This window comes from Variovorax sp. MSC1_012, from assembly GCF_023667525.1.
GTDB lineage: Bacteria > Pseudomonadota > Gammaproteobacteria > Burkholderiales > Burkholderiaceae_C > Variovorax > Variovorax beijingensis_B.
In genome coordinates this window covers 270,977-292,795 of the sequence record NZ_CM174443.1, presented here as the reverse complement: position 1 = coordinate 292,795, position 21,819 = coordinate 270,977, and the positions used below count along the sequence as shown (strand labels likewise).

Annotated in this window: 18 protein-coding genes; 1 reads left to right on the top strand and 17 read right to left on the bottom strand. The window is 67.9% G+C overall.

Translation table 11 applies throughout. From position 1 onward, the window contains the following. Genes L1081_RS01415 through L1081_RS01395 form a run of 5 tightly spaced genes read right to left on the bottom strand, consistent with a single transcriptional unit; the run spans nucleotide 1 to nucleotide 4,987 of the window. Complete coding sequence (locus L1081_RS01415) at nucleotides 1–963, bottom strand: tripartite tricarboxylate transporter substrate-binding protein (protein ID WP_489414852.1); 963 nt, start codon at nucleotides 961–963, stop codon at nucleotides 1–3. Then, nucleotides 960–1,859 carry an amidohydrolase family protein gene (locus L1081_RS01410; RefSeq protein WP_489414851.1) on the bottom strand — a complete coding sequence of 300 codons (900 nt, stop codon included), beginning with the start codon at nucleotides 1,857–1,859 and terminating at the stop codon, nucleotides 960–962. Before L1081_RS01410 ends, L1081_RS01415 begins: the two co-directional genes overlap by 4 nt. A gap of 9 nt (nucleotides 1,860–1,868) precedes the next feature. After that, nucleotides 1,869–3,062, bottom strand: a complete 1,194-nt coding sequence (locus L1081_RS01405) for a CoA transferase (protein WP_489414850.1) — start codon at nucleotides 3,060–3,062, stop codon at nucleotides 1,869–1,871. A 17-nt stretch (nucleotides 3,063–3,079) separates the two neighbouring features. Continuing rightward, a complete protein-coding gene (locus tag L1081_RS01400) occupies nucleotides 3,080–4,078 on the bottom strand; it encodes a tripartite tricarboxylate transporter substrate-binding protein (protein WP_489414849.1) in 999 nt (332 codons plus the stop codon). Between the two features lie 39 nt (nucleotides 4,079–4,117). Then, nucleotides 4,118–4,987 carry an aldolase/citrate lyase family protein gene (locus tag L1081_RS01395; RefSeq protein ID WP_489414848.1) on the bottom strand — a complete coding sequence of 290 codons (870 nt, stop codon included), beginning with the start codon at nucleotides 4,985–4,987 and terminating at the stop codon, nucleotides 4,118–4,120. A gap of 77 nt (nucleotides 4,988–5,064) precedes the next feature. Here L1081_RS01395 and L1081_RS01390 point away from each other — a divergent pair, with 77 nt between their 5' ends. Next, nucleotides 5,065–5,961 (top strand): LysR substrate-binding domain-containing protein, encoded by an 897-nt coding sequence (locus tag L1081_RS01390; protein ID WP_489414847.1) that lies wholly within the window; start codon nucleotides 5,065–5,067, stop codon nucleotides 5,959–5,961. A 46-nt stretch (nucleotides 5,962–6,007) separates the two neighbouring features. On the opposite strand, the gene L1081_RS01385 is transcribed toward L1081_RS01390, so the two are convergent. The 12 genes from L1081_RS01385 to L1081_RS01330 all read right to left on the bottom strand — a co-directional run bounded on the left by L1081_RS01385 (nucleotide 6,008) and on the right by L1081_RS01330 (nucleotide 21,815). Further along, on the bottom strand, nucleotides 6,008–7,180 hold the full coding sequence (locus L1081_RS01385; protein WP_489414846.1) for a BMP family ABC transporter substrate-binding protein: 1,173 nt from the start codon (nucleotides 7,178–7,180) through the stop codon (nucleotides 6,008–6,010). Between the two features lie 49 nt (nucleotides 7,181–7,229). After that, complete coding sequence (locus L1081_RS01380; RefSeq protein WP_015866677.1) at nucleotides 7,230–8,150, bottom strand: ABC transporter permease; 921 nt, start codon at nucleotides 8,148–8,150, stop codon at nucleotides 7,230–7,232. A 192-nt stretch (nucleotides 8,151–8,342) separates the two neighbouring features. Then, complete coding sequence (locus tag L1081_RS01375; protein ID WP_489414845.1) at nucleotides 8,343–9,494, bottom strand: ABC transporter permease subunit; 1,152 nt, start codon at nucleotides 9,492–9,494, stop codon at nucleotides 8,343–8,345. Then, nucleotides 9,487–11,016, bottom strand: coding sequence for an ATP-binding cassette domain-containing protein (locus L1081_RS01370; protein WP_489414844.1), 1,530 nt, complete (start codon nucleotides 11,014–11,016; stop codon nucleotides 9,487–9,489). The genes L1081_RS01375 and L1081_RS01370 overlap by 8 nt, the downstream gene beginning before the upstream one ends. 102 nt (nucleotides 11,017–11,118) lie before the next feature. Continuing rightward, nucleotides 11,119–12,402: a solute carrier family 23 protein gene (locus L1081_RS01365; RefSeq protein ID WP_489416846.1), complete on the bottom strand. Its 1,284-nt coding sequence runs from the start codon at nucleotides 12,400–12,402 to the stop codon at nucleotides 11,119–11,121. Nucleotides 12,403–12,579: 177 nt separating this feature from the next. Further along, nucleotides 12,580–13,563 carry a LysR family transcriptional regulator gene (locus L1081_RS01360; RefSeq protein ID WP_319438991.1) on the bottom strand — a complete coding sequence of 328 codons (984 nt, stop codon included), beginning with the start codon at nucleotides 13,561–13,563 and terminating at the stop codon, nucleotides 12,580–12,582. A 201-nt stretch (nucleotides 13,564–13,764) separates the two neighbouring features. Next, on the bottom strand, nucleotides 13,765–16,215 hold the full coding sequence (gene xdhB, locus L1081_RS01355) for a xanthine dehydrogenase molybdopterin binding subunit (RefSeq protein ID WP_489414843.1): 2,451 nt from the start codon (nucleotides 16,213–16,215) through the stop codon (nucleotides 13,765–13,767). A gap of 2 nt (nucleotides 16,216–16,217) precedes the next feature. After that, nucleotides 16,218–17,840 (bottom strand): xanthine dehydrogenase small subunit, encoded by a 1,623-nt coding sequence (xdhA, locus tag L1081_RS01350; protein ID WP_489414842.1) that lies wholly within the window; start codon nucleotides 17,838–17,840, stop codon nucleotides 16,218–16,220. 188 nt (nucleotides 17,841–18,028) lie between these two features. Next, nucleotides 18,029–19,288 carry an MFS transporter gene (locus L1081_RS01345; protein WP_489414841.1) on the bottom strand — a complete coding sequence of 420 codons (1,260 nt, stop codon included), beginning with the start codon at nucleotides 19,286–19,288 and terminating at the stop codon, nucleotides 18,029–18,031. Then, on the bottom strand, nucleotides 19,288–20,244 hold the full coding sequence (locus L1081_RS01340) for a glycosyltransferase family 2 protein (protein WP_489414840.1): 957 nt from the start codon (nucleotides 20,242–20,244) through the stop codon (nucleotides 19,288–19,290). The genes L1081_RS01345 and L1081_RS01340 overlap by 1 nt, the downstream gene beginning before the upstream one ends. A gap of 8 nt (nucleotides 20,245–20,252) precedes the next feature. Continuing rightward, nucleotides 20,253–20,471, bottom strand: a complete 219-nt coding sequence (locus tag L1081_RS01335) for an MbtH family NRPS accessory protein (protein WP_489414839.1) — start codon at nucleotides 20,469–20,471, stop codon at nucleotides 20,253–20,255. A gap of 18 nt (nucleotides 20,472–20,489) precedes the next feature. Further along, nucleotides 20,490–21,815: a nucleotide disphospho-sugar-binding domain-containing protein gene (locus tag L1081_RS01330; protein ID WP_489414838.1), complete on the bottom strand. Its 1,326-nt coding sequence runs from the start codon at nucleotides 21,813–21,815 to the stop codon at nucleotides 20,490–20,492. Between the last annotated feature and the right edge of the window lie 4 nt (nucleotides 21,816–21,819).

The window sequence follows — 21,819 nt, the reverse complement described above, 5'->3', positions numbered from 1 at the left end:
TCAATCGACCCGGATGTTGCGCGCCTTCACCAGCGCACCCACGCGCCCCGCCTCGTTCTGCACGAATTTCGCGAAAGCCTCCGGCGTGGTGCCGGCGGGTTCCAGGCCGAGCTGCAGCAGCCTCTGCTTGACCTGGGGCTCGTTGACCGCCGCCTGCACCGCCTTGCCGAGCCGCTGCACGATGTCGGACGGCGTGCCCTTGGGAAGGAACACGCCGTTCCACTCGACCACGTTGTAGCCCGGCAGGCCCGACTCGGCGAGCGTCGGCGTGTCGGGCAGGCCGGGCACGCGCTTGGCGGAACTCACGGCCAGCGCGCGCAGCTTGCCCGACTGCACGTAGCCGAGCGTCGACGCCACGTTGCCGAAGTAGGCCGAGACCTGCTCGCCCATCACATCGGTCAGCGCGGGCGCGCCGCCCTTGTACGGCACGTGCATCAGGCTGAGCTTGGCCTGCTCGTTCAGCGCCTCGCCGGCCAGGTGCGAGCCGGTGCCGCCGCCCGCCGAGGCAAAGCTCAGCTTGCCGGCGTTCTTGCGCGCGAACTCCAGGAACTGCGCCACCGTCCGGTACGGCGCCGTGGCAGGCACGACGAGGATCTGCGGCGCGGTGGCCACCAGCGACACCGGAATGAAGTCTTTCGCCGCATCGAAAGGCAGCTTGCGCAGCGACGGGTTCACCGAGAACGCCGAGGCGTCGTAGAGCACGGTATAGCCGTCGGCGGGCGCCTTGGCCACGTTGTCCTCGCCGATCACGCCGCCCGCGCCCGGCCGGTTGTCGATGACGATCTGCTGGCCGAGCGCGATGCTCATCTGCTGGGCGACGACGCGCGCGGTGTTGTCGGCGCCGCCGCCCGCGGCATACGGCACCACCATGCGGATCGGCTTCTCGGGCCATGCGGCCCAGCCCAGCAGCGGAATGCAGGCGGCCAGTGCGGCCATCGATTTCAGGATGCGTTTCTTCGTCATTCGGTCGTCTCGGTCTTTGTCGTTTCAGGAAAGTCGTAGAGCAGCGCGGGGTTGTCAACGAGCACGCGGCGGCGCTGCGCCTCGTCCGGAACCCATTGGCCCAGCAAGTCGAACAGCACCGCGTCGTCGGGCTTGGCGGCCGCAGGCTCGGTCGGGTGCGGCCAGTCGCTGCCCCACACCACGCGTTCCGGCGCCTGGCGGACCCAGGCCTGCGCGACGGGGGTCATATCTTCATAGCCGCCAGCGGCGCCCGTCTTCGAGTCGAGGTAGGCACCGGAGAGCTTGATCCAGCTGCGGCCGTTGTCGAGCAGCCGGCTCACGACGCCGAATGCGGGATGCGCCTGCGCATCGGGCAGCGGCAGCCGCGCGAGGTGGTCGAACACGATCGTGCAGGGCAGCCGCGCGAGCAGGGCCGCATGCCCGGCGATCTGGTCGGAGTTCCAATGCAGCTGCACATGCCAGCCCAGCGCATGCACGCGCTGCGCGAGCGGCTCGACCATTTCGAAGCCGGTCATCGCATTGGCGACCGTGTAGAGCGTGAAGCGGATGCCGCGAATGCCGCCCGCATGCAGGCGCTCGAGTTCGGCATCGCTCACGTCGGGCCGGACCACGGCCACGCCGCGGGTGCGCGCCGCGCCGAGCGTGCGAATGGCGTCCAGCGTCACGCTGTTGTCGGTGCCGTGCACGCGCGGCTGCACGACAACCGTGCGCTCGGTGCCGATGCGTTGCTGCAGCGCGCGGTAGTCGGCGGCCGTGGCTTCGTTGACCATCGCATCGGGCGATCCATGGAGCGCGAAGCGGCGGTCGTAGACATGCATGTGCGCATCGCAGGCGCCCGCGGGCGCGGTGCAGACGGGCTTGCGCGTGCCGCTGCTGTGGGGATAGGCGACGTCCATGCGCCTTGCTCAGTCGGCCGCGTCCGCGGCCCTGCGCGCCGCCAGCACCGCCTCCGTGTGCTGCCCCAGCGTGGGTGCCGCAAAGGGCTCGGGGCCAGGCGTGCGGCCGAACTGCACCGGCCGCGTGAAGCCGCGGTAGGCGCCGAGCGTGGGATGTGCGAAGGTTGCGACCATGTCCTCGGCCAGCACCTGCTCGTTGTCGAACATGTCTTCGACCGTGCGGGCTGCGGCGCAGGGCACTTCCTCGCCGAACAGCTCCTCCCACTCGAGCGCGCTGCGCGCGGCCAGCGCCTCGCGCAGGCGCGGCACGATCTCGGAAAAATGCTGCGCGCGCTTGCGCACCGAGTCGTAGCGCTCGTCGGCCGCGAGTTCGGGCAGGCCCACCTTGTCGCACAGCGCGCGCCAGAAATGCGGCGTGTTGGCCGAGATGTAGAGGTGGCCTTCGCGTGTCGGGTGGATGCCGGTGATGCCGCCCGAGCGCATGTCGCGCCCCACGTCCTTGGGCTCGCCCTCGGCCCACACCATGCGGGCCGACTGCATCGTGAGCGCGGAGCGCAACAGCGACACGCCGACGAACTGACCCTGCCCGCTTTTCTCGCGCTCGTACAGCGCCGAGGCCACGCCGGCGGCCACCAGCGCGGCCGCGTAGTAGTCGACCACCGAGCCATAGATGATCTCGGGCGGCTCGCCGCGCTTGCCCTGCAGCGCGCACATGCCGGTCATGGTCTGCAGCACCTGGTCGTAGCCCGCCTTCTCGCGCAGCGGACCGGCTTCGCCGTAGCCCGTGAGGCTGCAATAGATCAGGCGCGGATTGACGGCCTTCAGCTGCTCGTAGGCAATGCCCAGCCGCGGCGGCACACTGGGCCTGAAGTTGTGCACCAGCACGTCGGCCGTGCGCACCAGCGCGATCAGCGCGGCAAGATCGTCGGCCTTCTTCAGGTCAAGTACCACGCCGAGCTTGCTGCGGTTCACGCCGATGAAGGCGCGGCTCTCGGCCTCGAGCGTCGATGGGTACTTGCGCAGGTTGTCGCCCGTGGGCGGCTCGATCTTGATGACTTCGGCGCCCTGGTCCGCCAGCAGCGAGCAGCCGTACGGCCCCGCGATGTAGGCACTGAGGTCGAGCACGCGCAGGCCGCTGAGCGGGCCGGTGGGACCGCTGCGCGCAGGCAGGCGTGCGTCGTCTCTGGGGGTGTCGAAGCTCATGGATCTTTCTTTCTTCCTCAGTCTGCAGTGATGTTCTGCTGTTTGGCCAGCTTCTTCCAGCGCTCGACGTCCTCGGCGATGACGGCGGCGAACTGCTTTGGCGCGAGCGGCGTGGCGATGGCGCCTTCGCGCAGGAAGTTGGCCGCGATCTCGGGCTTGGCCAGGATCCTGTTGACGGTGGCGTTGAGCCTGGCGACCACCTCGGGCGGCGTGCCGGCCGGCGCCAGCAGGCCCCACCAGAGTTCGAACTCGTAGCCCGGCACGGCGGTGGACATCGGAATGAGGTCGGGCGCGATCGGGCTCGGCTTCAGGCTGGTGATGCCCACGGCGCGCAGCTTGCCCGCGCGCACCATCGGCAGCAGCGAAGGGCCGCTGGAGATCAGCAGCTGCGTCTGGTTGCCGACCAGGTCGGTCACGGCCGGGCCCATGCCCTTGTACGGGATGTGTGTGATCTGCATGTCGCCCACCTTGGCCTTGAGCAGTTCGGTGCCAAACTGGTTGACGCTGCCCGAGCCCGACGACGCATAGTTGTACTGCCCCGGCTTGGCCTTGATGGCGGCGATCAGCTCGGTGGGCGTCCTGGCGGGAAACTCGTTGTTCACCGCGACGATGAAGGGGCCCTTGGCGAACATGGCCACCGGCGCCAGCCCGTTGATCGGATCGAAGGGCAGCTTGGACTGCACGGCCGCGTTGGTGGTCATGCTCGAGGACACGGCCACCAGCGTGTAGCCGTCGGGCGCGGCCTTGGCGACCTGGCCGGTACCGGTGTTGCCGCTCGCGCCGGGGCGGTTGTCGATGATCACCGGCTGCTTGAGCTCGTCGCCCAGCTCCTTGGCCACCTGGCGCGCGAAGGTGTCGTTCGAGCCGCCCGCCGGATAAGGCACCACGATGGTGATGGCCTTGCTCGGGTAGGTCGCTGTTTGCGCGAACGCGCCGCCGCTCAACAGCAGGCCGCCGGCGAAGGCGGCCACAGCGAGCCAGCGCAGGCGAAGGGGCGAGTGAGAGTGAATGTGCATCTGTCTTGTCTCCTGGTCTTATTTGAAAAAGCGAAAGGCTCAGCCCGGCAGCAGACCGAGGCTGCGCGCGCTCGCGACGATGGCGCGCGCGCGGATCACGAAGGGAACGTCGATCATCTTTCCGTCCACCACATAGGCGCCCGTGCCGCTGTCGTCGGCCGCGCGGGCGGCCTCGACCACCTTGCATGCGTGCGCGATCTCCTCGTCGGTGGGGCGGAACACCTCGTTGGCGATCGCGATCTGGCTCGGGTGGATGCAGGTCTTTCCGAGGAAGCCGAGGTTGCGCGCCAGCATGGCTTCGGCGCGGAATCCCTCGGCGTCGCGGATGTCCGCGAACGCGCCGTCATAGGCATAGACGCCCGCCTCGCCCGCGGCAATGCGCACCGCGAACATCGCCTGCTGGATCGCGGCCGGCTCGCGCCGCGCGATGCCCAGCGGCTCGAACAGGTCGCCCAGGCCCAACTGCAGCCCCGCCACGCGCGGATGCGCGAGCGCGAGCTGCGCCGCGGTGCGCAGGGCCGCAGGGGCCTCGATGTTCAGCAGCAGGCCGATGGGCGCGGCCACACCGTTGGCGCGCTCGGCGCGTTCGATCGCCTCGACAGCACTGCGCACATGCGCCGGGCTTTCGGGCTTCGGAATGTTGATCAGGTGCACGCCGGGCCGGGCCACCGCCGCGATGTCGTCCGCGAAATGCAGCGTGTCCATCGCGTTGACGCGAACGATCACGGTCTTGCCCGACGCAACGGCGCCGCCGCCTTGCAGCATCTGCCGCACGGCGTTGCGCGCCTCGCCCTTGCGCGGCTCGGACACCGCATCTTCCAGGTCGAAACAGACGCTGTCGGCCGCGCTGCCCAGCGCCTTGGCGAACAGCTCGGGGCGCGTGCCGGGAACGAAGAGTTTGCTTCTCATGCGCCGCAGTGTGTGCGGTTCACGATGCCGGAAAAACACAGGCTCCCTATGATCAGATGATAGAAAATCTATCTTTCATGGAAACAGCCTATCTGCAAAGCTTTCTTCTGGTGGTGGAGTCGGGCTCCATGTCGGAGGCCGCGCGCCGCCTCGACCTGACGCCCGCGGCCGTGGCGCAGCAGATCCGTACGCTGGAGCGCGAACTGGGCGCCCCGTTGCTGGCGCGCGCCGGCCGCACGGTGCAGCCCACCGAGGCCGGGCACCAGCTGGTGCAGCGGGCCCGCAACCTGCTGCGCGAGGTGAGTGACATCAAGGCGCTGCTCGGCAGCGACGCGGCCGGCGGCGAGTTGCTGGTCGGCACCATCAACACAGCCATCCACAGCCTGCTGCCGGACATCCTCGCGCGCTTCGTGAAGACGCATCCGGGCGTCAAGGTGTTCCTGCAGTCGGGCACCACGGCCACGCTCTACAAGGCGGTGCAGCAGGGCGACCTCGACGCGGCCGTGTGCCTCTACCCACCCTATGTGCTTGCCAAGACGTTCGACTGGTCGCTGCTGCGCGAGGAGCCGCTGGTGCTGCTGGCGCCCAGCCGCCTCGCGCGGCGCGATCCGCACGAGCTGCTGCGGACCTCGCCGCTCATCCGCTACGACCGCAACCTGGGCGGCGGCAAGCAGGCCGACCGCTACCTGCGCGCCGCGGGCATCGTGCCGCAGGAGCGCTTCGAACTCAGTTCGCTGCTGGCCATTGCCATGATGGTCGACCGCGGCCTGGGCGTCTCGCTGGTGCCCGACATCGCGTCGCCCTTGCTCGACGGCCAGCGCGTGGTGAAGATCGCGCTGCCGCTGCCTTCGGAACCGCGGCGCTTCGGCGTCCTGTGGCAGCGCGCATCGCCGCGCCTGCGATTGATCCAGGGCTTTGTCGACAGCGCGCGGATGGTGATCGAAGGGAAGCCACGCGGCACGGCCCACAAATGAAAAGGGCCGCCCGCAGGCGACCCTTTCATGCAAAGCGCGCAGCGCTTTACTTCTTGTCCCCGCCCGGGACTTTACCTTCCACGCCCTTGACGTAGAAGTTCACGCCCGAGAGGAACTTGTCGTCGGCCACGGCTTCCTTGGCGACCACTTCCTTGCCGTCCTGGCCCAGGATCGGGCCCTTCCAGATCACGAAGCTGCCGTCCTTCAGGCCCTTCTTCACTTCCTCGACCTTGGCCTTGGTTTCGGCCGGCACGTCCTCGGCGATCGAGACGATGTCGATGGCGCCTTCCTTCACGCCCCACCAGCTTTGGCCCGTGGCCCACTTGCCGTCGAGCGCGTCCTGCGTGGCCTTGATGTAGTACGGGGCCCAGTTGATGGTGGCCGAGGCCAGGTGGGCCTTGGGACCGTAGGCGGTCATGTCGGAATCCCAGCCGAAGGCGCGCTTGCCCTTTTCCTGCGCGGTCTTGAGCACGGCCGGCGAGTCGGTGTTCTGGAACAGCACGTCGGCGCCGCCGTTGATGAGGGCGGTGGCGGCTTCGGTTTCCTTCGGTGGGCTGAACCATTCGTTCACCCACACGACCTTGGTCGTGATCTTCGGGTTGACCGACTGCGCGCCCAGCGTGAAGCTGTTGATGTTGCGCAGCACCTCGGGAATCGGCACCGAGCCGACCACGCCGAGCGTGTTGCTCTTGGTCATGGCACCGGCAATGATGCCGGCCATGTAGGCGCCTTCGTAGGTGCGGCTGTCGTAGGTGCGCATGTTCTCGGCGGTCTTGTAGCCGGTGGCATGCTCGAACTTCACGTCCTTGCTGTCGGTGGCCACCTTGAGCATCGGCTCCATGTAGCCGAAGGTGGTGCCGAAGATCAGCTTGTTGCCCTGCCCGACCATGTCGCGGAACACGCGCTCGGCGTCGGCGCCTTCGGGCACGCTCTCGACGAAGGTGGTCTTGATCTTGTCGCCGAATTCCTTCTCGAGCGCCTTGCGGCCGTTGTCGTGCGCGAAGGTCCAGCCGCCGTCGCCCACCGGGCCGATGTATGCGAATGCAATGTTGAGCGGCGCCGCCGGTGCCGGTGCGGCGGCAGCGGGTGCCGGCGCCGGTGCGGGAGTTGCAGCCGGTGCAGCCGCTTCCTCTTTCTTGCCGCAGCCGATCAGGGCCGCCGAAGCGACCGCCGTGAGGGCGGCCAGCTTGAGCAGGGAGCGCTTGTTCAGATCATTCATTGTCGGAAATCCTCAAAAAGGACAGGTTGGCGGAAATCGAGAAGCGAGATTATGAGCCGGGGTAGAACGGTTTTCCGATGGATGCCGGCATGTTGATGCGGATGAAAGCCGGGTTGCGCGAGATCAGCGCCAGCACCACGATGGGCGCGATGTACTGCAGCATGCTGAGGAACTGCGGCGGCACGTCGACGCCGCTGCTCTGCAGGTGGAAGCCCAGCATCGAGACGCCGCCGAACAGGTAGGCGCCCAGCAGCACGCGGATCGGCCGCCAGGTGGCGAAGGTGGTGAGTGCCAGCGCGATCCAGCCGCGGCCCGCGACCATGCCTTCGACCCACAGGGGCGTGTAGACGGTGGACAGGTACGCCCCCGCCAGTCCGCAGAGCGCACCGCCCGCGATCACCGCCATGAAGCGGATGCGCCGCACCGGATAGCCGAGCGCATGCGCCGACTCGGGCGATTCGCCCACCGAGCGCAGCACGAGCCCGGCGCGGGTGCGGTAGAGAAACCAGATCAGCCCGAAGGTCAGGACGACCGCGAAATACACCATGGGGTGGTGGCGGAACAGCGCCGGCCCGACGAGCGGAATGTCGCCGAGCACCGGCACCGCGTACGACACGCTCTCGGGCAGCTTGGCCTGCACGAAGTTGATACCCACGAAGGCGGAAAAGCCGACGCCGAACAGGCTGAGCGCGAGCCCGGTGGCGTACTGGTTGGTGTTGAGCCAGATCACCAGCACGCCGAAGAAGGCCGCAAGCAGTGCGCCGGCCGCCATGCCGGCCAGGAAGCCGAGCCAGGGGTTGTGCGTGATGACGACCGTTGCAAAGCCGGCGATGGCGGCGCAGAGCATCATGCCCTCGGCGCCGAGGTTGACGATGCCGGCCTTCTCGTTGATCAGGAGGCCCAGCGCGGCGATCGCGAGGACGGTGCCGGCGCTCAGCGTGGAGCCGAGCAGGAGTGCGTAGCTGTCCATTTTTCAGTTGCTCCGGCGCGGGTTGTATTGCTGTTTGCGTGTGTTCGGGCGCTCTTGTTCAGGGCGCGTGCACAGGCCACCGGGTACTCCCCTCCGCGAATGTCCCCCGCCTTCGGCTCCTCCTTGATTTCGCTGCGGGGAGCACCCGATGCCCTGTGCACCTGGGCACGCTGCTGTGGTGCGGCGGTTCATTCAGAGCGCTCCTTCGGTCGAATGGGCTGCCGGCGCCGTCAACGGGGTGCTGGCCTGCAGCGAACTCGTTGTCGCCGTGGAAGCCACCGCTTTTGCAGCCGCCTTGCGGCGGATGCGATAGGCAATGAGCGTGTCGCAGGCCAGCAGCGTGAAGAGCAGCAAACCCTGAAACACGCCCGTCAGCGACTTGGGCAGGCCCAGGCGCGACTGCGCAAGCTCGCCGCCGATGTAGAACATGCTCATGAGGATGGCCGAGAACACCATGCCCACGGGATGCAGCCGGCCGACGAAGGCCACGATGATGGCCGCGAAGCCGTAGCCGGCCGGCACGTAGGGGGTGAGCTGGCCGAGCGGTCCCGCCACTTCGAGCGCACCGGCCAGGCCTGCTGCGCCGCCCGAGGTCAGCAGCGCGATCCAGATCGCGCGCCGTGCCGAGAAGCCCGCATAGCGCGCAGCCGCCGGCGCGAGCCCGCCGACCTGCTGCGCAAAGCCTGCGCGCGTGCGGAACAGGAACACCCAGAGTGCGCCCACGCCCAGCAGCGCGATGATCAGCCCGATGCTCACGCGCGAACCCTTGACGAGCCGCGGGATCTGCGTCACGGCCTCGAAGGTCTTCGATTGCGGAAAGTTGTAGCCCTGCGGATCCTTCCAGGGGCCGAACACCATGTAGCCCAGCAGCAGCGTGGCCACGTACACCAGCATCAGGCTCACGAGGATCTCGTTGGCGTTGAACCGGTCGCGCAGGAAGGCCACGATGCCCGCCCACAGCATGCCGCCGACGGTGCCCGCAACGAGAATGGCCACCACGATCCACGAGCCCGTGGTCTTGTCGGCCATCAGCGCGACGCCGCCCGCGGCGATGGCGCCGAACACGAACTGGCCTTCGGCGCCAATGTTCCAGACGTTGGAGCGGAAGCACACCGCCAGCCCGAGCGCGATGATGAGCAGCGGCGTGGCCTTGATCGTGAGCTCGCCGATCGCATAACCGCTCTTGATCGGCTCGTAGAAGAACACCAGCAGGCCCTTGACCGGGTCCTTGCCGAGCGCCGCGAACAGCGCCACGCCGATCAGCACGGTGATCAGCAGCGCAAGGATCGGCGAGGCAAAGGTCCAGAAGCGAGACAGCTCCGGGCGGGGTTCGAGCTTAAGCATGGGTCGCCTCCTTGTTGTTGTTCTTCTTCTCCCAAAGGCCGCTCATCCATTCGCCGATCTGCGGCAGCGTGGCGGCCGCGCGGTCGACGGACGGCGACAGCCGGCCCTTGGCAATCACGTGCAGCCGGTCGCTGATGTCGAACAGTTCGTCGAGTTCCTCGCTGACCACCAGCACCGCGCAGCCGGCATCGCGCAGCGCAAGGATCTCGCCACGGATCAGCGCGGCCGCGCCCACGTCCACGCCCCAGGTCGGCTGCGAGACGATGAAGAGCTTGGGGTTGGCGTCGATCTCGCGGCCGACGATGTACTTCTGCAGGTTGCCGCCCGAGAGCGAGCGCGCCGCGGCATTCGGGCCGCCGGCCTTGACGTTGAAGCGCTCGATGATGGCCCTGGCATGCTTTTCGAGCGCCGCAGTGCGGATCCAGCCGCCCTTGCCCACCGCATTGCCGCGCGTGAGCAGCAGGTTGTGCGCGAGCCCGAGCGTGGGCACCGCGCCGCGGCCCAGCCGCTCCTCGGGCACGAAATGCAGGCCCATTGCGCGCCGCGCACGCGGCCGCAGCCTGCCTGCCGGCTTGCCGAACACCTGCACCATGGCGGACTCGGCGCGCACGTCCTCGCCCGAGAGGGTGTAGAGCAGTTCCTTCTGCCCGTTGCCGGAGACGCCCGCAATGCCGACCACCTCGCCGGCGCGCACCTCGAACGAGATGCCGTCGAGGTCGACGCCGAACTGGTCCTCGCGCGCCAGCGTGAGCCCCTTCACGCGCAGCGCCACCGCGCCCGCATGTACCGGCCGGTGCTGCAGGGGCGGCGGCTCGCTGCCGATCATCAGCCGCGAGAGCGACTCGTTGCTTTCGTTCTGTGGATTGCACACGCCCGTGACCTTGCCGCCGCGCAGCACCGTGCAGGCCGTGCACAGTTCGCGTATCTCGTGCAGCTTGTGGCTGATGTAGAGGATGCTGCAGCCCTCGGAAGCCAGCTTGTTCAGCACCGTGAAGAGCTTGATGACGGCCTGCGGCGTAAGCACCGAGGTCGGCTCGTCGAGGATCAGCAGCTTGGGGTTGGTGAGCAGCGCGCGGATGATTTCCACGCGCTGCATCTCGCCCACCGACAGCGTGTGCACCGGCCGCGAGGGATCGATGTCCAGGCCGTATTCGCTGGCCTTGGCCGTGATGCTGCGCGCCACCTCGGCCAGCTGCAGCGACTTGTCCAGGCCCAGCCACACGTTCTCCGCCACGGTGAGCGTGTCGAACAGGCTGAAGTGCTGGAACACCATGCTGATGCCCAGTGCCCTCGCCTGCTGCGGGTTGCGCAGGCTGACCGGCTGGCCGTCGAAGGTGACCGTGCCTTCGTCGGGCTTGACCGAGCCGTAGATGATCTTCATCAGGGTCGATTTGCCGGCGCCGTTCTCGCCGAGCACGGCATGGATCTCGCCGGGCGCCACGGCCAGCGAGATGTCGCTGTTCGCCACCACCGCGGGATAGCGCTTGGTGATGTTCGCGAGCTGGAGTCTGGGGGTTGTCATGCCGGGTTTCGTGGGTTTGTCTCGTTCAACAGCAACAAAGCGGAAGCAGCTATAAGTTTAATAGCGGCTTCCGCATCCATCGGCGCCCGACGGCGCTCCTCCTCAGTGTCCGCCGACGTAGGCGAACTTGAACAGGAAAATCGCCGCGATCACCCACACCATGACATGCACTTCCCGTGCCCGGCCGGTGAAGAGCTTGAGCACCGCGTAGGTGATGAAGCCGAAGGCCAGGCCATTGGCGATCGAGTAGGTGAAAGGCATGGCCAGCGCGGTCACGGCCGCGGGGATCACCTCGGTCGTGTCTTCCCAGTCGAGCTCGACCAGGTCGCGCAGCATCAGGCAGCCCACGAAGAGCAGCGCCGGCGCGGTGGCATAGGCCGGTACCGAGCCCGCGAGCGGCGAGATCATCAGGCAGGCGAGGAACAGCGCCGCCACCACCACGGCCGTGAGGCCGGTGCGCCCGCCCGCCTGTACGCCGGCCGCGCTTTCTACATACGCCGTGGTGCTCGAGGTGCCGAGCAGCGAGCCCGCGAAGATCGCGCCGCTGTCGGCCAGCAGTGCCTTGTTCATGCGCTCCATCTTGCCGGGCACCAGGAGGCCCGCGCGCTTGGCCACGCCCATCAGCGTGCCGGTGGCGTCGAACATCTCGACCAGGAAGAACACCAGCACCACGTTCAGGATGCCGCCCTTGAGCGCACCCATGATGTCAAGCTGCATGAAGGTGGGTGCGATGGATGGCGGCGCGTCGAACACGCCGTGGAACTTGTTGCCGCCGAAGAAGAACGACAGCACCGTCACCAGCAGGATGCCGATGAGGATCGCGCCGCGCACCTTGAGCCGGTCGAGCGCCACGATCGCCAGAAAGCCCAGCGTGGCCAGCACCACCGGCGCCGAATGCAGGTCGCCGAGCGTGACGAAGGTGGCCGGCGAGGCCGCGACCACGCCCGCGCTCTTGAGCGCGATGAGCGCCAGGAACATGCCGATGCCCACGGTGATCGCCGTTCGCAGCGACTGCGGTATGCCCCGTATGAACAGCTCCCGCAACCCGGTGACCGTGACGACCAGGAACAGGCAGCCCGAGATGAACACCGCGCCCAGCGCCACCTGCCATGTGTAGCCCATGCCCAGCACCACCACGTAGGCGAAGTAGGCGTTCAGGCCCATGCCCGGCGCCATCGCGATCGGGTAGTTGGCATACAGGCCCATGATCAGCGTGCCCAGCGCCGCGATCAGGCAGGTGGCCACGAAGACCGCGCCCTTCGGCATGCCCGCATCGCCGAGGATCGAGGGGTTCACGAAGATGATGTAGGCCATCGTCAGGAAGGTGGTGAGCCCTGCGATGACCTCGGTGCGCACGGTGGTGTTGTGCTCGCCGAGCTTGAACATGCGTTCAAGCCAGTTCGCGCCCTGCGGCGCGACGTGCGCGGCTGTCCCCGAGGCGTGGGGATCGGTGACCTTGGGCACCTCTTCAAACCTGTTCATGTCGCTTGTCTCCAGCTGTTGTATTTGGCGGTTCGTTCAAACGTGGCCTCGGCCGCGACGCCGGCGCGGCCGGAGGATTCGTCAAGGCGGGTCGGGTGCCTCGGCTGCGACGGCCCGCGAGGCCGGCGTGGTGAAGGCGGGCCGCAGCGACGCCGCCACCTCCTTGATGCATTCGCGCAGCCAGCGCGCGGAGCTCGACGAATGGGTGCGCTCGTGCCACAGCTGGTAGTACATGAGGCGCGGCAGCGCCACCGGGCATTCGAGGATCTTCACCGGCAGCCGCGCTGCGAAGCGCTCGCAGTACTGGCGGCCGGTGGTGAGCACCAGCAGGCTCGATGCGACCATGTCGGGAATGAGGCTGAAGTGCGCGCAGCGCGCCGTGATGTTGCGCTGCCGGCCGAGCTCGTCGAGCATCTGGTCGATGATGCCGCGCCCGCCCGGGTGCATGGGCGTGGGCGCGATGTGTTCGGCCGCGAGCCAGGTCTCCAGGTCCCAGCCGCGGCGCACCGCCGGATGGTCCTGGTTCACCAGCGACACCACCTCGTCGCCGAAGAGCCGCGCCATGTGCAGGTCTTCCGGCGGCTTGAGCCAGTTGCCGATCACCAGGTCGACCTGGCCGAGCGCGAGGTGGCCGTGGTAGTCCGAGTCGGGCGTGAGCGCGTGGATCTCGATCTGGCACAACGGCGCCTCGCGCTTCACGTGCGCCACCAGCATCGGCAGGAACAGCGGATCCATGTAGTCGCTCGCGGCAATGCGGAAGGTGGTGGCCGCCGACTGCGGCTCGAAGCCGCGCGCATCGGAAAAAAGCATCTCGGCCGCGCGCAGGATGCTCGCGGCCGGCTCGATCATCCGCAGCCCCGCGTCGGTCGGCACCATGCCCGAGCCCGAGCGCACCAGGAGCGGGTCGCCCGAGAGTTCGCGCAGGCGCTTCAGCGCGGCCGAGACGGCCGGCTGGTACATGCCCAGGCGAATGGCGGCGCGCGAGACGCTGCGGTCGGTCAGCACGGTGTGAAGCACCCTGATGAGATGAAGATCGATCTTGTCGAACAGCGCTTGATCACGCATGGCTTCCCCCCCCGGCACAGCCGGTTCCGCGGCGAAAATTGGGCTCGCCCCCAGTCTTCGCGCACTGCGTGTCGCTTCGCCTACCCCCTACCGGGGGCAACACCAGCGGCCCGGCGAAGCCGGTTCCGCGGTGTTTCGCGAAGAGGACGAGGGCGTAGGGCATTGGGAGGACTTTGGACATGCGCCAAAGTCTACGGGTGGCTAGGCGGACTGCACGGCCGTGATGGCGCGAAGGATCGACTCGCTCGTGGCCGGTGCCTTCAGCGGTGGATCGACCCTGTGGCCGCCGGCCGCCGACACCGCGTCGCGGATCGCGAAGAACACCGAGAACGGCAGCAGCAGCGGCGGTTCGCCCACGGCCTTGCTGCGGTGGATCGAGTCCTCGAAGTTCTGGCCTTCGAACAGGCGCACGTTGAAGACGGGCGGACAGTCGTTGGCGGTCGGGATCTTGTAGGTGCTGGGCGCGTGCGTGGTGAGCTTGCCGCTTTGCGGATGCCACACCAGCTCCTCGGTGGTGAGCCATCCCATGCCCTGGATGAAGGCGCCTTCGACCTGGCCGATGTCCACGGCCGGGTTCAGCGACTTGCCCGCGTCGTGCAGGATGTCGGCGCGCAGCAGCTTCCATTCGCCGGTGAGCGTGTCGACGATCACCTCGCTCACCGCCGCGCCGTAGGCGTAGTAGTAGAACGGGCGGCCCTGCATCTTGTCCTTGTCCCAGCTGAGGCCGGGCGTGGCATAGAAGCCGTCGGACCAGAGCTGCTTGCGGTCGAGGTAGGCCTCGCCCACCACGGTGCTGAAGGCCAACGAGCGGCCGTTGACCTCGACCTTGTCGTTGGCAAAGCGCACCTCGCTTGCCTTGCCGCCATGGCGCTCGGCCGCGCTCTCGGCCAGGCGCTCGCGGATCTGGCGCGCGGCATCCTGCGCGGCTTTGCCGTTGAGGTCGGCGCCGGTCGATGCGGCCGTGGCCGAGGTGTTGGCCACCTTGGTGGTGTCGGTCGCGGTCACGCGCACGCGCTCGAAGCTCACGCCCAGTTCGTGCGCCACCACCTGCGCCACCTTGGTGTTGAGGCCCTGCCCCATCTCGGTTCCGCCGTGGTTCACGAGGATCGAGCCGTCGGTATACACATGCACCAGCGCGCCGGCCTGGTTGAAATGCTTGACGTTGAACGAGATGCCGAACTTGAGCGGCGCGAGCGCGAGGCCGCGCTTGAGCACCACGCTCTTCTGGTTGAAGGCAGCGATCTCTTCGCGCCGGGCGCGGTAGCCGCTGCTGGTTTCGAGGTCGGCCACCAGTTCGTGAACGATGTTGTCGGTCACGGTCTGGCGGTAGGGCGTGACGTTGTTCTGCGTCGTGCCGTAGAAGTTGACGCGCCGCACGTCGAGCGGATCGCGCTTCAATTCGCGCGCCACCGAGTCCATGATGTTCTCGATGGCAATCGCGCCCTGCGGCCCGCCGAAGCCGCGGAACGCGGTGTTGCTCTGCGTGTTGGTCTTGCCCGAGTAGCCGTGCATGGCCACGTTGGGCAGCCAGTAGGCGTTGTCGAAGTGGCACAGCGCGCGGGTCATCACCGGGCCCGAGAGGTCGGCCGAGTGGCCGGCGCGCGACACCATCGTGATCTCCGCGCCGAGGATGCGGCCCTCGTCGTCGTAGCCCACGTCGTATTCGTACCAGAAGCAGTGGCGGCGGCCGGTGATCATGAAGTCGTCGTCGCGGTCGAGCCTGAGCTTGACCGGGCGCTGCAGCTGCCGTGCCGCGATGGCCGCCACGCAGGCGAACAGCGCCGACTGCGACTCCTTGCCGCCGAAGCCGCCGCCCATGCGCCGGCATTCCACGTGCACTTCGTTCGACTGCAAATGCAGCGCATGCGCCACCAGGTGCTGCATCTCGCTCGGGTGTTGCGTCGAGCAGTGGATGTGCAGCGCGCCGCCCTCCTTCGGAATGGCGTAGCTGATCTGGCCTTCGAGGTAGAACTGCTCCTGCCCGCCTACGTCGAGCGTGGACTTGTGGCGGTGCGGCGCCTGCGCGATGGCGGCGCGCACGGCCGCCTCGTCGCCTTCGTTGGCGCTGCCGCCGCTGCGCACGATGTGCATCGGCGGCACCACGTACTGGCCGCGCGCATGCGCGTCCTGCGGCGTGAGCACCGGCGGCTGCGCCTCGATGGTCATCGCCTCCTTGGCCCTGGAAGCGGCGCGGCGCGCGGCCTCGCGCGTCTCGGCGATCACCGCGAACACGGGCTGGCCGAGGTAGCGGATCTCGCCGCCGTCCTTCACGGGCAGCAGGATCGGGTCGTCGTGGACGATCGAGCCGCAGTCGTTGGTGCCGGGAATATCGTCGGCCGTGAGCACCGACACCACGCCCGGCATGGCGCGGATGGCATCGAGCGACAGCGCCGTCACACGGCCGTTGGCCGCGGGCGAAAGACCCAGCGCGCAATGCAGCGTGCCGGTGATCTCGGGAATGTCGTCGATGTAGGTCGCTTCACCGGCCACGTGCAGGTGTGCGGATTCGTGCGGCCGGCTGATGCCGACGCGCGCGCCGAGGTCGTGCGCGACCGCTTCGGCCACGGGGTCGATGCGCGCGGCGGTGTTCTTCAGGTAGTCGGCAAAGGCCTCGGCGGGCTGCAGCAAGCTGGCGTCGATGGGTTTGTTCATGGTCAGGCTCCTTCGGCCGCGGCTTTGACCGCGGCATGAGGCATCACGCTCCACACACTGGTCTCTTCGAGCGACAGCGCGTCTTCGGTGCGGGTTTCGAGCCAGAGGCGCTGGATGAGGTTCTGCGCCACCTGCAGCCGGTAGTCGGCCGATGCGCGCATGTCCGACAGCGGCTTGAAGTCCTGCGCAAGCGCGAGCTTGGCGGCGTTCACGCTGGCTTGCGTCCAGGGCTTGCCCACGAGTGCGGCCTCGGCCTGGGCGGCCCGCTTCACCGTGGCGGCCATGCCGCCGAAAGCCAGGCGCACGGCCTTGACGGTGTCGCCGCCCTCTTCCAGCTCGATGGCGAAGCCCGCGCAAAGCGCCGAGATGTCGCAGTCGAAGCGCTTGCTGATCTTGTATGCGCGCACCTGGCGGCGCGTGGCGGCCAGCGGAACCGCCAGCCCCTGCACGAACTCGCCGGGCTGCAGCTGGTTCTTCATGTAGTCGATGTAGAAATCGGGCAGCGGCATGCGGCGCACCAGGTCGCCGCGGCGCAGCTCGATCTCGGCGTCGAGCGACATCAGCACCGGCGGCGAATCGCCGATGGGCGAGCCGTTGGCCACGTTGCCGCCCATGGTGCCGGCATGGCGGATCGGCGGCGAGGCGAAGCGCAGCCACACGTCTTCGAGGCTGGGCACGCACTGCACCAGCGCTTCGAACGCGGATTCGAGCGAGGCGCCCGCGCCGATGTAAAGCTCCCCCCCTTGGTCGTTCGGCCGGGTCTCGATGGTCTTCATCTCGGCCACGTCGCCCACGTAGATGATGTCGCCGAGGTCGCGGAACTGCTTGTTGACCCAGAGGCCGACATCGGTCGAGCCGGCCAGCAGCTGGGCGCGCGGCTTCTGCTCGCGCAGCGCGGCAAGCTGTGCCAGTGTCCGCGGAGCATGGAAGTGGTCGATGCGGGCGCCAAGCGGCGCGGCGTAGTCCAGGCCGTCGTTCTGCAAGGCGGTGAGCGCCGCCACCACGGGTTTCGTGTCGAGCCGCACGGCCGGCAGGTCGAACATGCGCTGCCCTGCATCGAGGATCGGCCGGTAGCCGGTACAGCGGCAGAGGTTGCCCGAGAGCTCGTCGGCCAGCTGCTGGCGCGTGGGCTGCGTGCCTTCGGCCTGGTGGTGCTCGTAGGCGGACCACAGCGACATCACGAAGCCCGGCGTGCAGAAGCCGCACTGCGAGCCATGGCAGTCGACCATCGCCTGCTGCACGGGATGCAGCGTGTGGACGGCGTGCTTCTTGTTGTTGTCCTGCGGTTGGGCTGCAGCGCACTGCGCCTTCAGGTCCTCGACCGTGAACAGCGCCTTGCCGTGCAGCGTGGGCAAGAACTGGATGCAGGCGTTGACCGTCTGCAGCTGCAGCCCGCCGACCGTGCCCGGCGCGCCGGCGTCGCTGGCCAGTTCGCCGATCACCACGGTGCAGGCGCCGCAGTCGCCCTCGTTGCAGCCTTCCTTGGTGCCGGTGCAGTGCGCGTCCTCGCGCAGCCAGTCGAGCACCGAACGGGTCGGATGGACGCCGCTGACGTCGACGATCCTGCCGCGGTGGAAGAAGCGGACGGGTTGCGTGCTGTTGTTGTTGCTGCTCTCTGTGCTCATGCTCTTTGGCCTCGTGGGCGGCTCGGTTTCCCGGCCAAGCCTGGACGTTAGCCGCTTGCGCCCCTGACCACATACCGCAGGAGCCATATTGCGTATGTGGACGCGGGTATGCGGCCTAAGGGGAAACCCTCGAGAGCGAGAGCAATTCCCGGGCCATGGGTGCAGAGCGCTCCAAAGCCGACACCGCGTCAGGCCGGCTCGGCCACCGCTGCCGATGCCGTCGTCGGCCGTGTGTAACGCCAGGCGATCAGCGCGCCGATGCCCAGGAACACCGCGGCGATGAAGAATGGCGCGCCCGGCAGGTGCACCGGCGCGTCCGGGCCGATGAAATAGCCGAAGCTGCCGGCAAACACCGCCGGCCCGACGATGCCTGCCACCGACACCAGGCTCGTCAGCGCGCCCTGGATGCGGCCTTGCTCACCGGCTTCGACCTGCCTCGTGACCACCGCCTGTGCCGCCGGTCCGGCGAACGCCAGCAAGGTGCCGAACGGCAGTCCGGCCAGAAGGATCCAGCCGACATCGGCGAAACCGTAGATGACGAAGGCGAGCACGCCGAAACCCAATCCGAACAGCAGGGCGCGGCGCTCGCCGAAGCGCTTCACCCCCGGCCCGATCAACAGCGCGTTGACCCCCACGCTGAGCACGCCCACCAATCCGAGCACCCAACCCACGGCATCTTCCTTCCAGCGGTATTGGTAGTCGGCGAACAGCACGAACACGCTGGGATAGACATATTGGGCGAGGTTGACGAGGAAGATCACCGCCGCCAGCCCGAGCACCTGCGGATAGCGCTTGAGCAGCACCAGCGATCCGATCGGATTGGCATGCGACCAGTCGAACTTCCGGCTGCGCCGCTCGGGCGGCAGCGATTCCGGCAGCACGAACCATCCGTAGCAGAAGCTGAGCATCGTCAAGCCGGCCGCAAACCAGAACGGCAGGCGCGGATCGATGTGGCTCAGCTGCCCGCCGAGCACTGGCCCGATCACCAGGCCCACACCGAACGCCGCGCCCACGATGCCGTAGCTCCTGGCGCGCGCCGAAGGCGGCGTCACATCGGCGATGTAGGCATTGGCGATGGTGAAGCTGGCCGAGAACACGCCGGACACCACCCGGCCGATGAACAACCACGGCAGGCTGGTGGCCAAGGCCATGAACACAAAATCAATGCCCAGCCCCAGGCACGACAACAGGATCACCGGCCGCCGCCCGAAGCGATCGGACAACGCGCCCTGGATCGGCGAGCTGATGAACTGGATCGCCGCAAACGCCGTGCCGAACACCGCAATCCAGTACGCCGCTGCCGCGGTGCTGCCGCCGGCCAGGCGCTCCACCAGATGCGGCAAGCCGGGAAGGATCAAGCCGAACGCCAGGAAGTCGATCAGCACGGTCACGAAGATGAAGGCGAGCGCAGCGCGGCGCGCGCGCGGCGCTGGAAGGGTCGAGGTCATCAACCGCCGCGACTCAGGTACTTTCCCACTCGGGGATGCGCCTCGTGGATGCCGCCAAGCCGACCGAGCAAGCCATCGAAGAAGCCGAACATCAGCGCAATGCTCTTTCTCAGGCGATCGCGCTCGAACATCAACATGGGCAGGATCTGTTTGAGCGTATAGACGTTGATGAACAGGATCGCGGGAAAGGCACGCACATGCGCCCGCGAGAGGTCCAAGGCATTGCGCGCAATGTAGTAGCGCCGCACGGCCGAGTAGTTGATGACGTGGATCTTCCAACCGAACAGCGACCTGGCCTCGATCTCGCCGATCTGGTGCCGCAGGACGATGTGCGGATTGAGATAGAGCGGCACCTCGCATTGCAGGGCGCGCATGCAATAGTCGGTATCGACGTGGTCGATCACGTAGCGCTCGTCGAATCGGCCGACCTTGGCCCAGGCGGCGCGCGAAATCAAGGAGCCCGACGAGATCAGGAAAGCGCAGCGAACCAGCGGCTCGATGAAAGCCTGCCGCAGGTCGAACTGATAGACACGCTTGCCCTGGAGGCCGAAATGCGGAATCAGCGCGTCCAGGTTCGTGTCATGGATGAGCGGACCGATCAGGAAGACCGCGTCTTCGCCGCGCTCCTGGCCCCGGGCCACCATCGCAGCCTGGCACATGGCGTCGAAGTAGCCAGGCGGCAGCTTCGAATCCTGGTCGAGCAGGAAGAAGAGTTCGGCGCCCCGCGCTTCGAGTTCGGCGATCCCGCAGTTGAAAGCGCCCGCGATGCCGCCGCGGTTGCCGTTGTGCAGCACGGGGATTCCCGTATCGACGAGCGTCCGATGCCAGTCGCCCGCTTGTGGCGTGTTGTCGACCACGCACAGGCGCGTGCACGGCCCGGCAAGCGCGTGGAGATTCGCCACTTGCTCGCCGGTCGGGAAATAGGTGACGACGACGGCACCGAACGCGGAAGACATCGCAGGTTTCAACCCGCGCCGGCCGCCGTGGCCGTCGCCAGCGAGCGCGGCCGCATGTCGACCCAGTTCGCCTCGATGAATGCATCGCAGGCGGCCCGGTCGGTCGCCGCCAGCGCCACCTGCCAGCCGGCAGGCACGGCGATGAAGGCGGGCCATAGCGAGTGCTGGCCCTCGTGGTTTACCAGCACCAGGAAGCTGGCGCTCTTGTCGTCAAACGGGTTGCTCATGTCGATTTCCTTGGCGGTTCAGGCCATTGCCGCGGATGCGGGAGTTGTCGTGGTGCGGCGCAGCGCCGCCAGCGCCTCGGCGATGCCGGCGAGCGCCTGATGGCGCGCGAAGTCCTCGCGCAATGCGGCCGCGCGCTGCCGGTAGGTGGATTCGCCGAGTACCTTGCGCACGGCGTCGCCGATCTGGCGCGCGCCCGGCTGGCCGGTGCCCAGGTTGATGCCCGCGCCCGACCAGGCCACGCGCGCGGCGATCTCGGGTTTCTCTTCGCTGGTGCCGGCCACCACCAATGGCACGCCGAGGCTCAGCGCATGGTTGACCGAGCCGTAGCCGCCGTTGGTGACCATCGCATGCACCTTGGGCAGCAGCCGGTCGTAGGGCAAAAACGGCAGCACGCGGGCATTGGCGGGCAGGTTCGCAGCCAGCGCAGGCGGCACCGGGCCGCCGGTGGTGGCAATGACGAGCAACTTGCCGTCGCCCGCCAGCGCCTGCAGGGTCGGGCCGATCAGCTGCGCCGGGTTCTGGTTGGCCAGCGTGCCCTGCGTTACCAGCACGACCGAGCGGCCATCGTCCAGCTCGTGCCACCAGTCGGGCGGCGTGAAGCCGCGGCTCGCGGGTGCGAGCAGCGGGCCGACGAAGCGCACCGATGCGGGCAGGTCGCTGCGCGGGTATTCGAAGGAAGGCGCCGTGAGCTGCAGGTACAGGTCCGGCAGCTTGACCATCGCGTCGACGAAGAACTCCGGCAACGCCGGCAGGCCCGAGCGCGTCAGCAAGCCGTCGAAGTGGCGCTGCACCTCGCCGAACATCGCCTGCTTGAGGTTGGCGTTCATCGCCCGGTTGCGCGCGCGCCCTTCCGGCGTGCTCGACGGCGGCAGCGCGGTGCCGAAGAAGGCGGTGTCGCAACTGGACAGCGGCAGCGCCGAGATGCCGATGGCGACGACGGCCGGGCGCTCTTCGCGCGGCCCGAGCAGCAGCGGGAAGGTGCCGCAGAACATGGTGTCGACCACGATGGCATCGGCCTCGAACTCCTCGAGGATCGAACGCAGCCCCGCGTGCTGCGCGGCCATGGCATCGGCAAAGAAATGCTTGAGGCCGAAGCACAGCTGCGCATGCGCGGACGACAGGCGCTGGCGCTCGGGAAAGCGCTTGTCGAGGTCGCGGTAGTCGAAATCGATTGCGGCCGCGAACGGCGTGAAGCCTGCGCCCGTGGCCTCGGCCTGCGCCCTGAACTGACTCGCGGTGTGCACCCGCACCTCGTGCCCGAGGCCCACGAGGTGCTGCGCGATTGCCAGCATGGGCAACACGTGTCCCGGCAAGGCGGTAGCGGCGATGAGATAGCTTGCCATTTGC

What these genes read in the sequence shown, in the direction of transcription:
- L1081_RS01415 (WP_489414852.1), bottom strand. Translation starts at nt 963, where the DNA reads ATGACGAAGAAACGCATCCTGAAATCGATGGCCGCACTGGCCGCCTGC.
- L1081_RS01410 (WP_489414851.1), bottom strand. Translation starts at nt 1,859, where the DNA reads ATGGACGTCGCCTATCCCCACAGCAGCGGCACGCGCAAGCCCGTCTGC.
- L1081_RS01405 (WP_489414850.1), bottom strand. Translation starts at nt 3,062, where the DNA reads ATGAGCTTCGACACCCCCAGAGACGACGCACGCCTGCCTGCGCGCAGC.
- L1081_RS01400 (WP_489414849.1), bottom strand. Translation starts at nt 4,078, where the DNA reads ATGCACATTCACTCTCACTCGCCCCTTCGCCTGCGCTGGCTCGCTGTG.
- L1081_RS01395 (WP_489414848.1), bottom strand. Translation starts at nt 4,987, where the DNA reads ATGAGAAGCAAACTCTTCGTTCCCGGCACGCGCCCCGAGCTGTTCGCC.
- L1081_RS01390 (WP_489414847.1), top strand. Translation starts at nt 5,065, where the DNA reads ATGGAAACAGCCTATCTGCAAAGCTTTCTTCTGGTGGTGGAGTCGGGC.
- L1081_RS01385 (WP_489414846.1), bottom strand. Translation starts at nt 7,180, where the DNA reads ATGAATGATCTGAACAAGCGCTCCCTGCTCAAGCTGGCCGCCCTCACG.
- L1081_RS01380 (WP_015866677.1), bottom strand. Translation starts at nt 8,150, where the DNA reads ATGGACAGCTACGCACTCCTGCTCGGCTCCACGCTGAGCGCCGGCACC.
- L1081_RS01375 (WP_489414845.1), bottom strand. Translation starts at nt 9,494, where the DNA reads ATGCTTAAGCTCGAACCCCGCCCGGAGCTGTCTCGCTTCTGGACCTTT.
- L1081_RS01370 (WP_489414844.1), bottom strand. Translation starts at nt 11,016, where the DNA reads ATGACAACCCCCAGACTCCAGCTCGCGAACATCACCAAGCGCTATCCC.
- L1081_RS01365 (WP_489416846.1), bottom strand. Translation starts at nt 12,402, where the DNA reads ATGTTCAAGCTCGGCGAGCACAACACCACCGTGCGCACCGAGGTCATC.
- L1081_RS01360 (WP_319438991.1), bottom strand. Translation starts at nt 13,563, where the DNA reads ATGCGTGATCAAGCGCTGTTCGACAAGATCGATCTTCATCTCATCAGG.
- xdhB (WP_489414843.1), bottom strand. Translation starts at nt 16,215, where the DNA reads ATGAACAAACCCATCGACGCCAGCTTGCTGCAGCCCGCCGAGGCCTTT.
- xdhA (WP_489414842.1), bottom strand. Translation starts at nt 17,840, where the DNA reads ATGAGCACAGAGAGCAGCAACAACAACAGCACGCAACCCGTCCGCTTC.
- L1081_RS01345 (WP_489414841.1), bottom strand. Translation starts at nt 19,288, where the DNA reads ATGACCTCGACCCTTCCAGCGCCGCGCGCGCGCCGCGCTGCGCTCGCC.
- L1081_RS01340 (WP_489414840.1), bottom strand. Translation starts at nt 20,244, where the DNA reads ATGTCTTCCGCGTTCGGTGCCGTCGTCGTCACCTATTTCCCGACCGGC.
- L1081_RS01335 (WP_489414839.1), bottom strand. Translation starts at nt 20,471, where the DNA reads ATGAGCAACCCGTTTGACGACAAGAGCGCCAGCTTCCTGGTGCTGGTA.
- L1081_RS01330 (WP_489414838.1), bottom strand. Translation starts at nt 21,815, where the DNA reads ATGGCAAGCTATCTCATCGCCGCTACCGCCTTGCCGGGACACGTGTTG.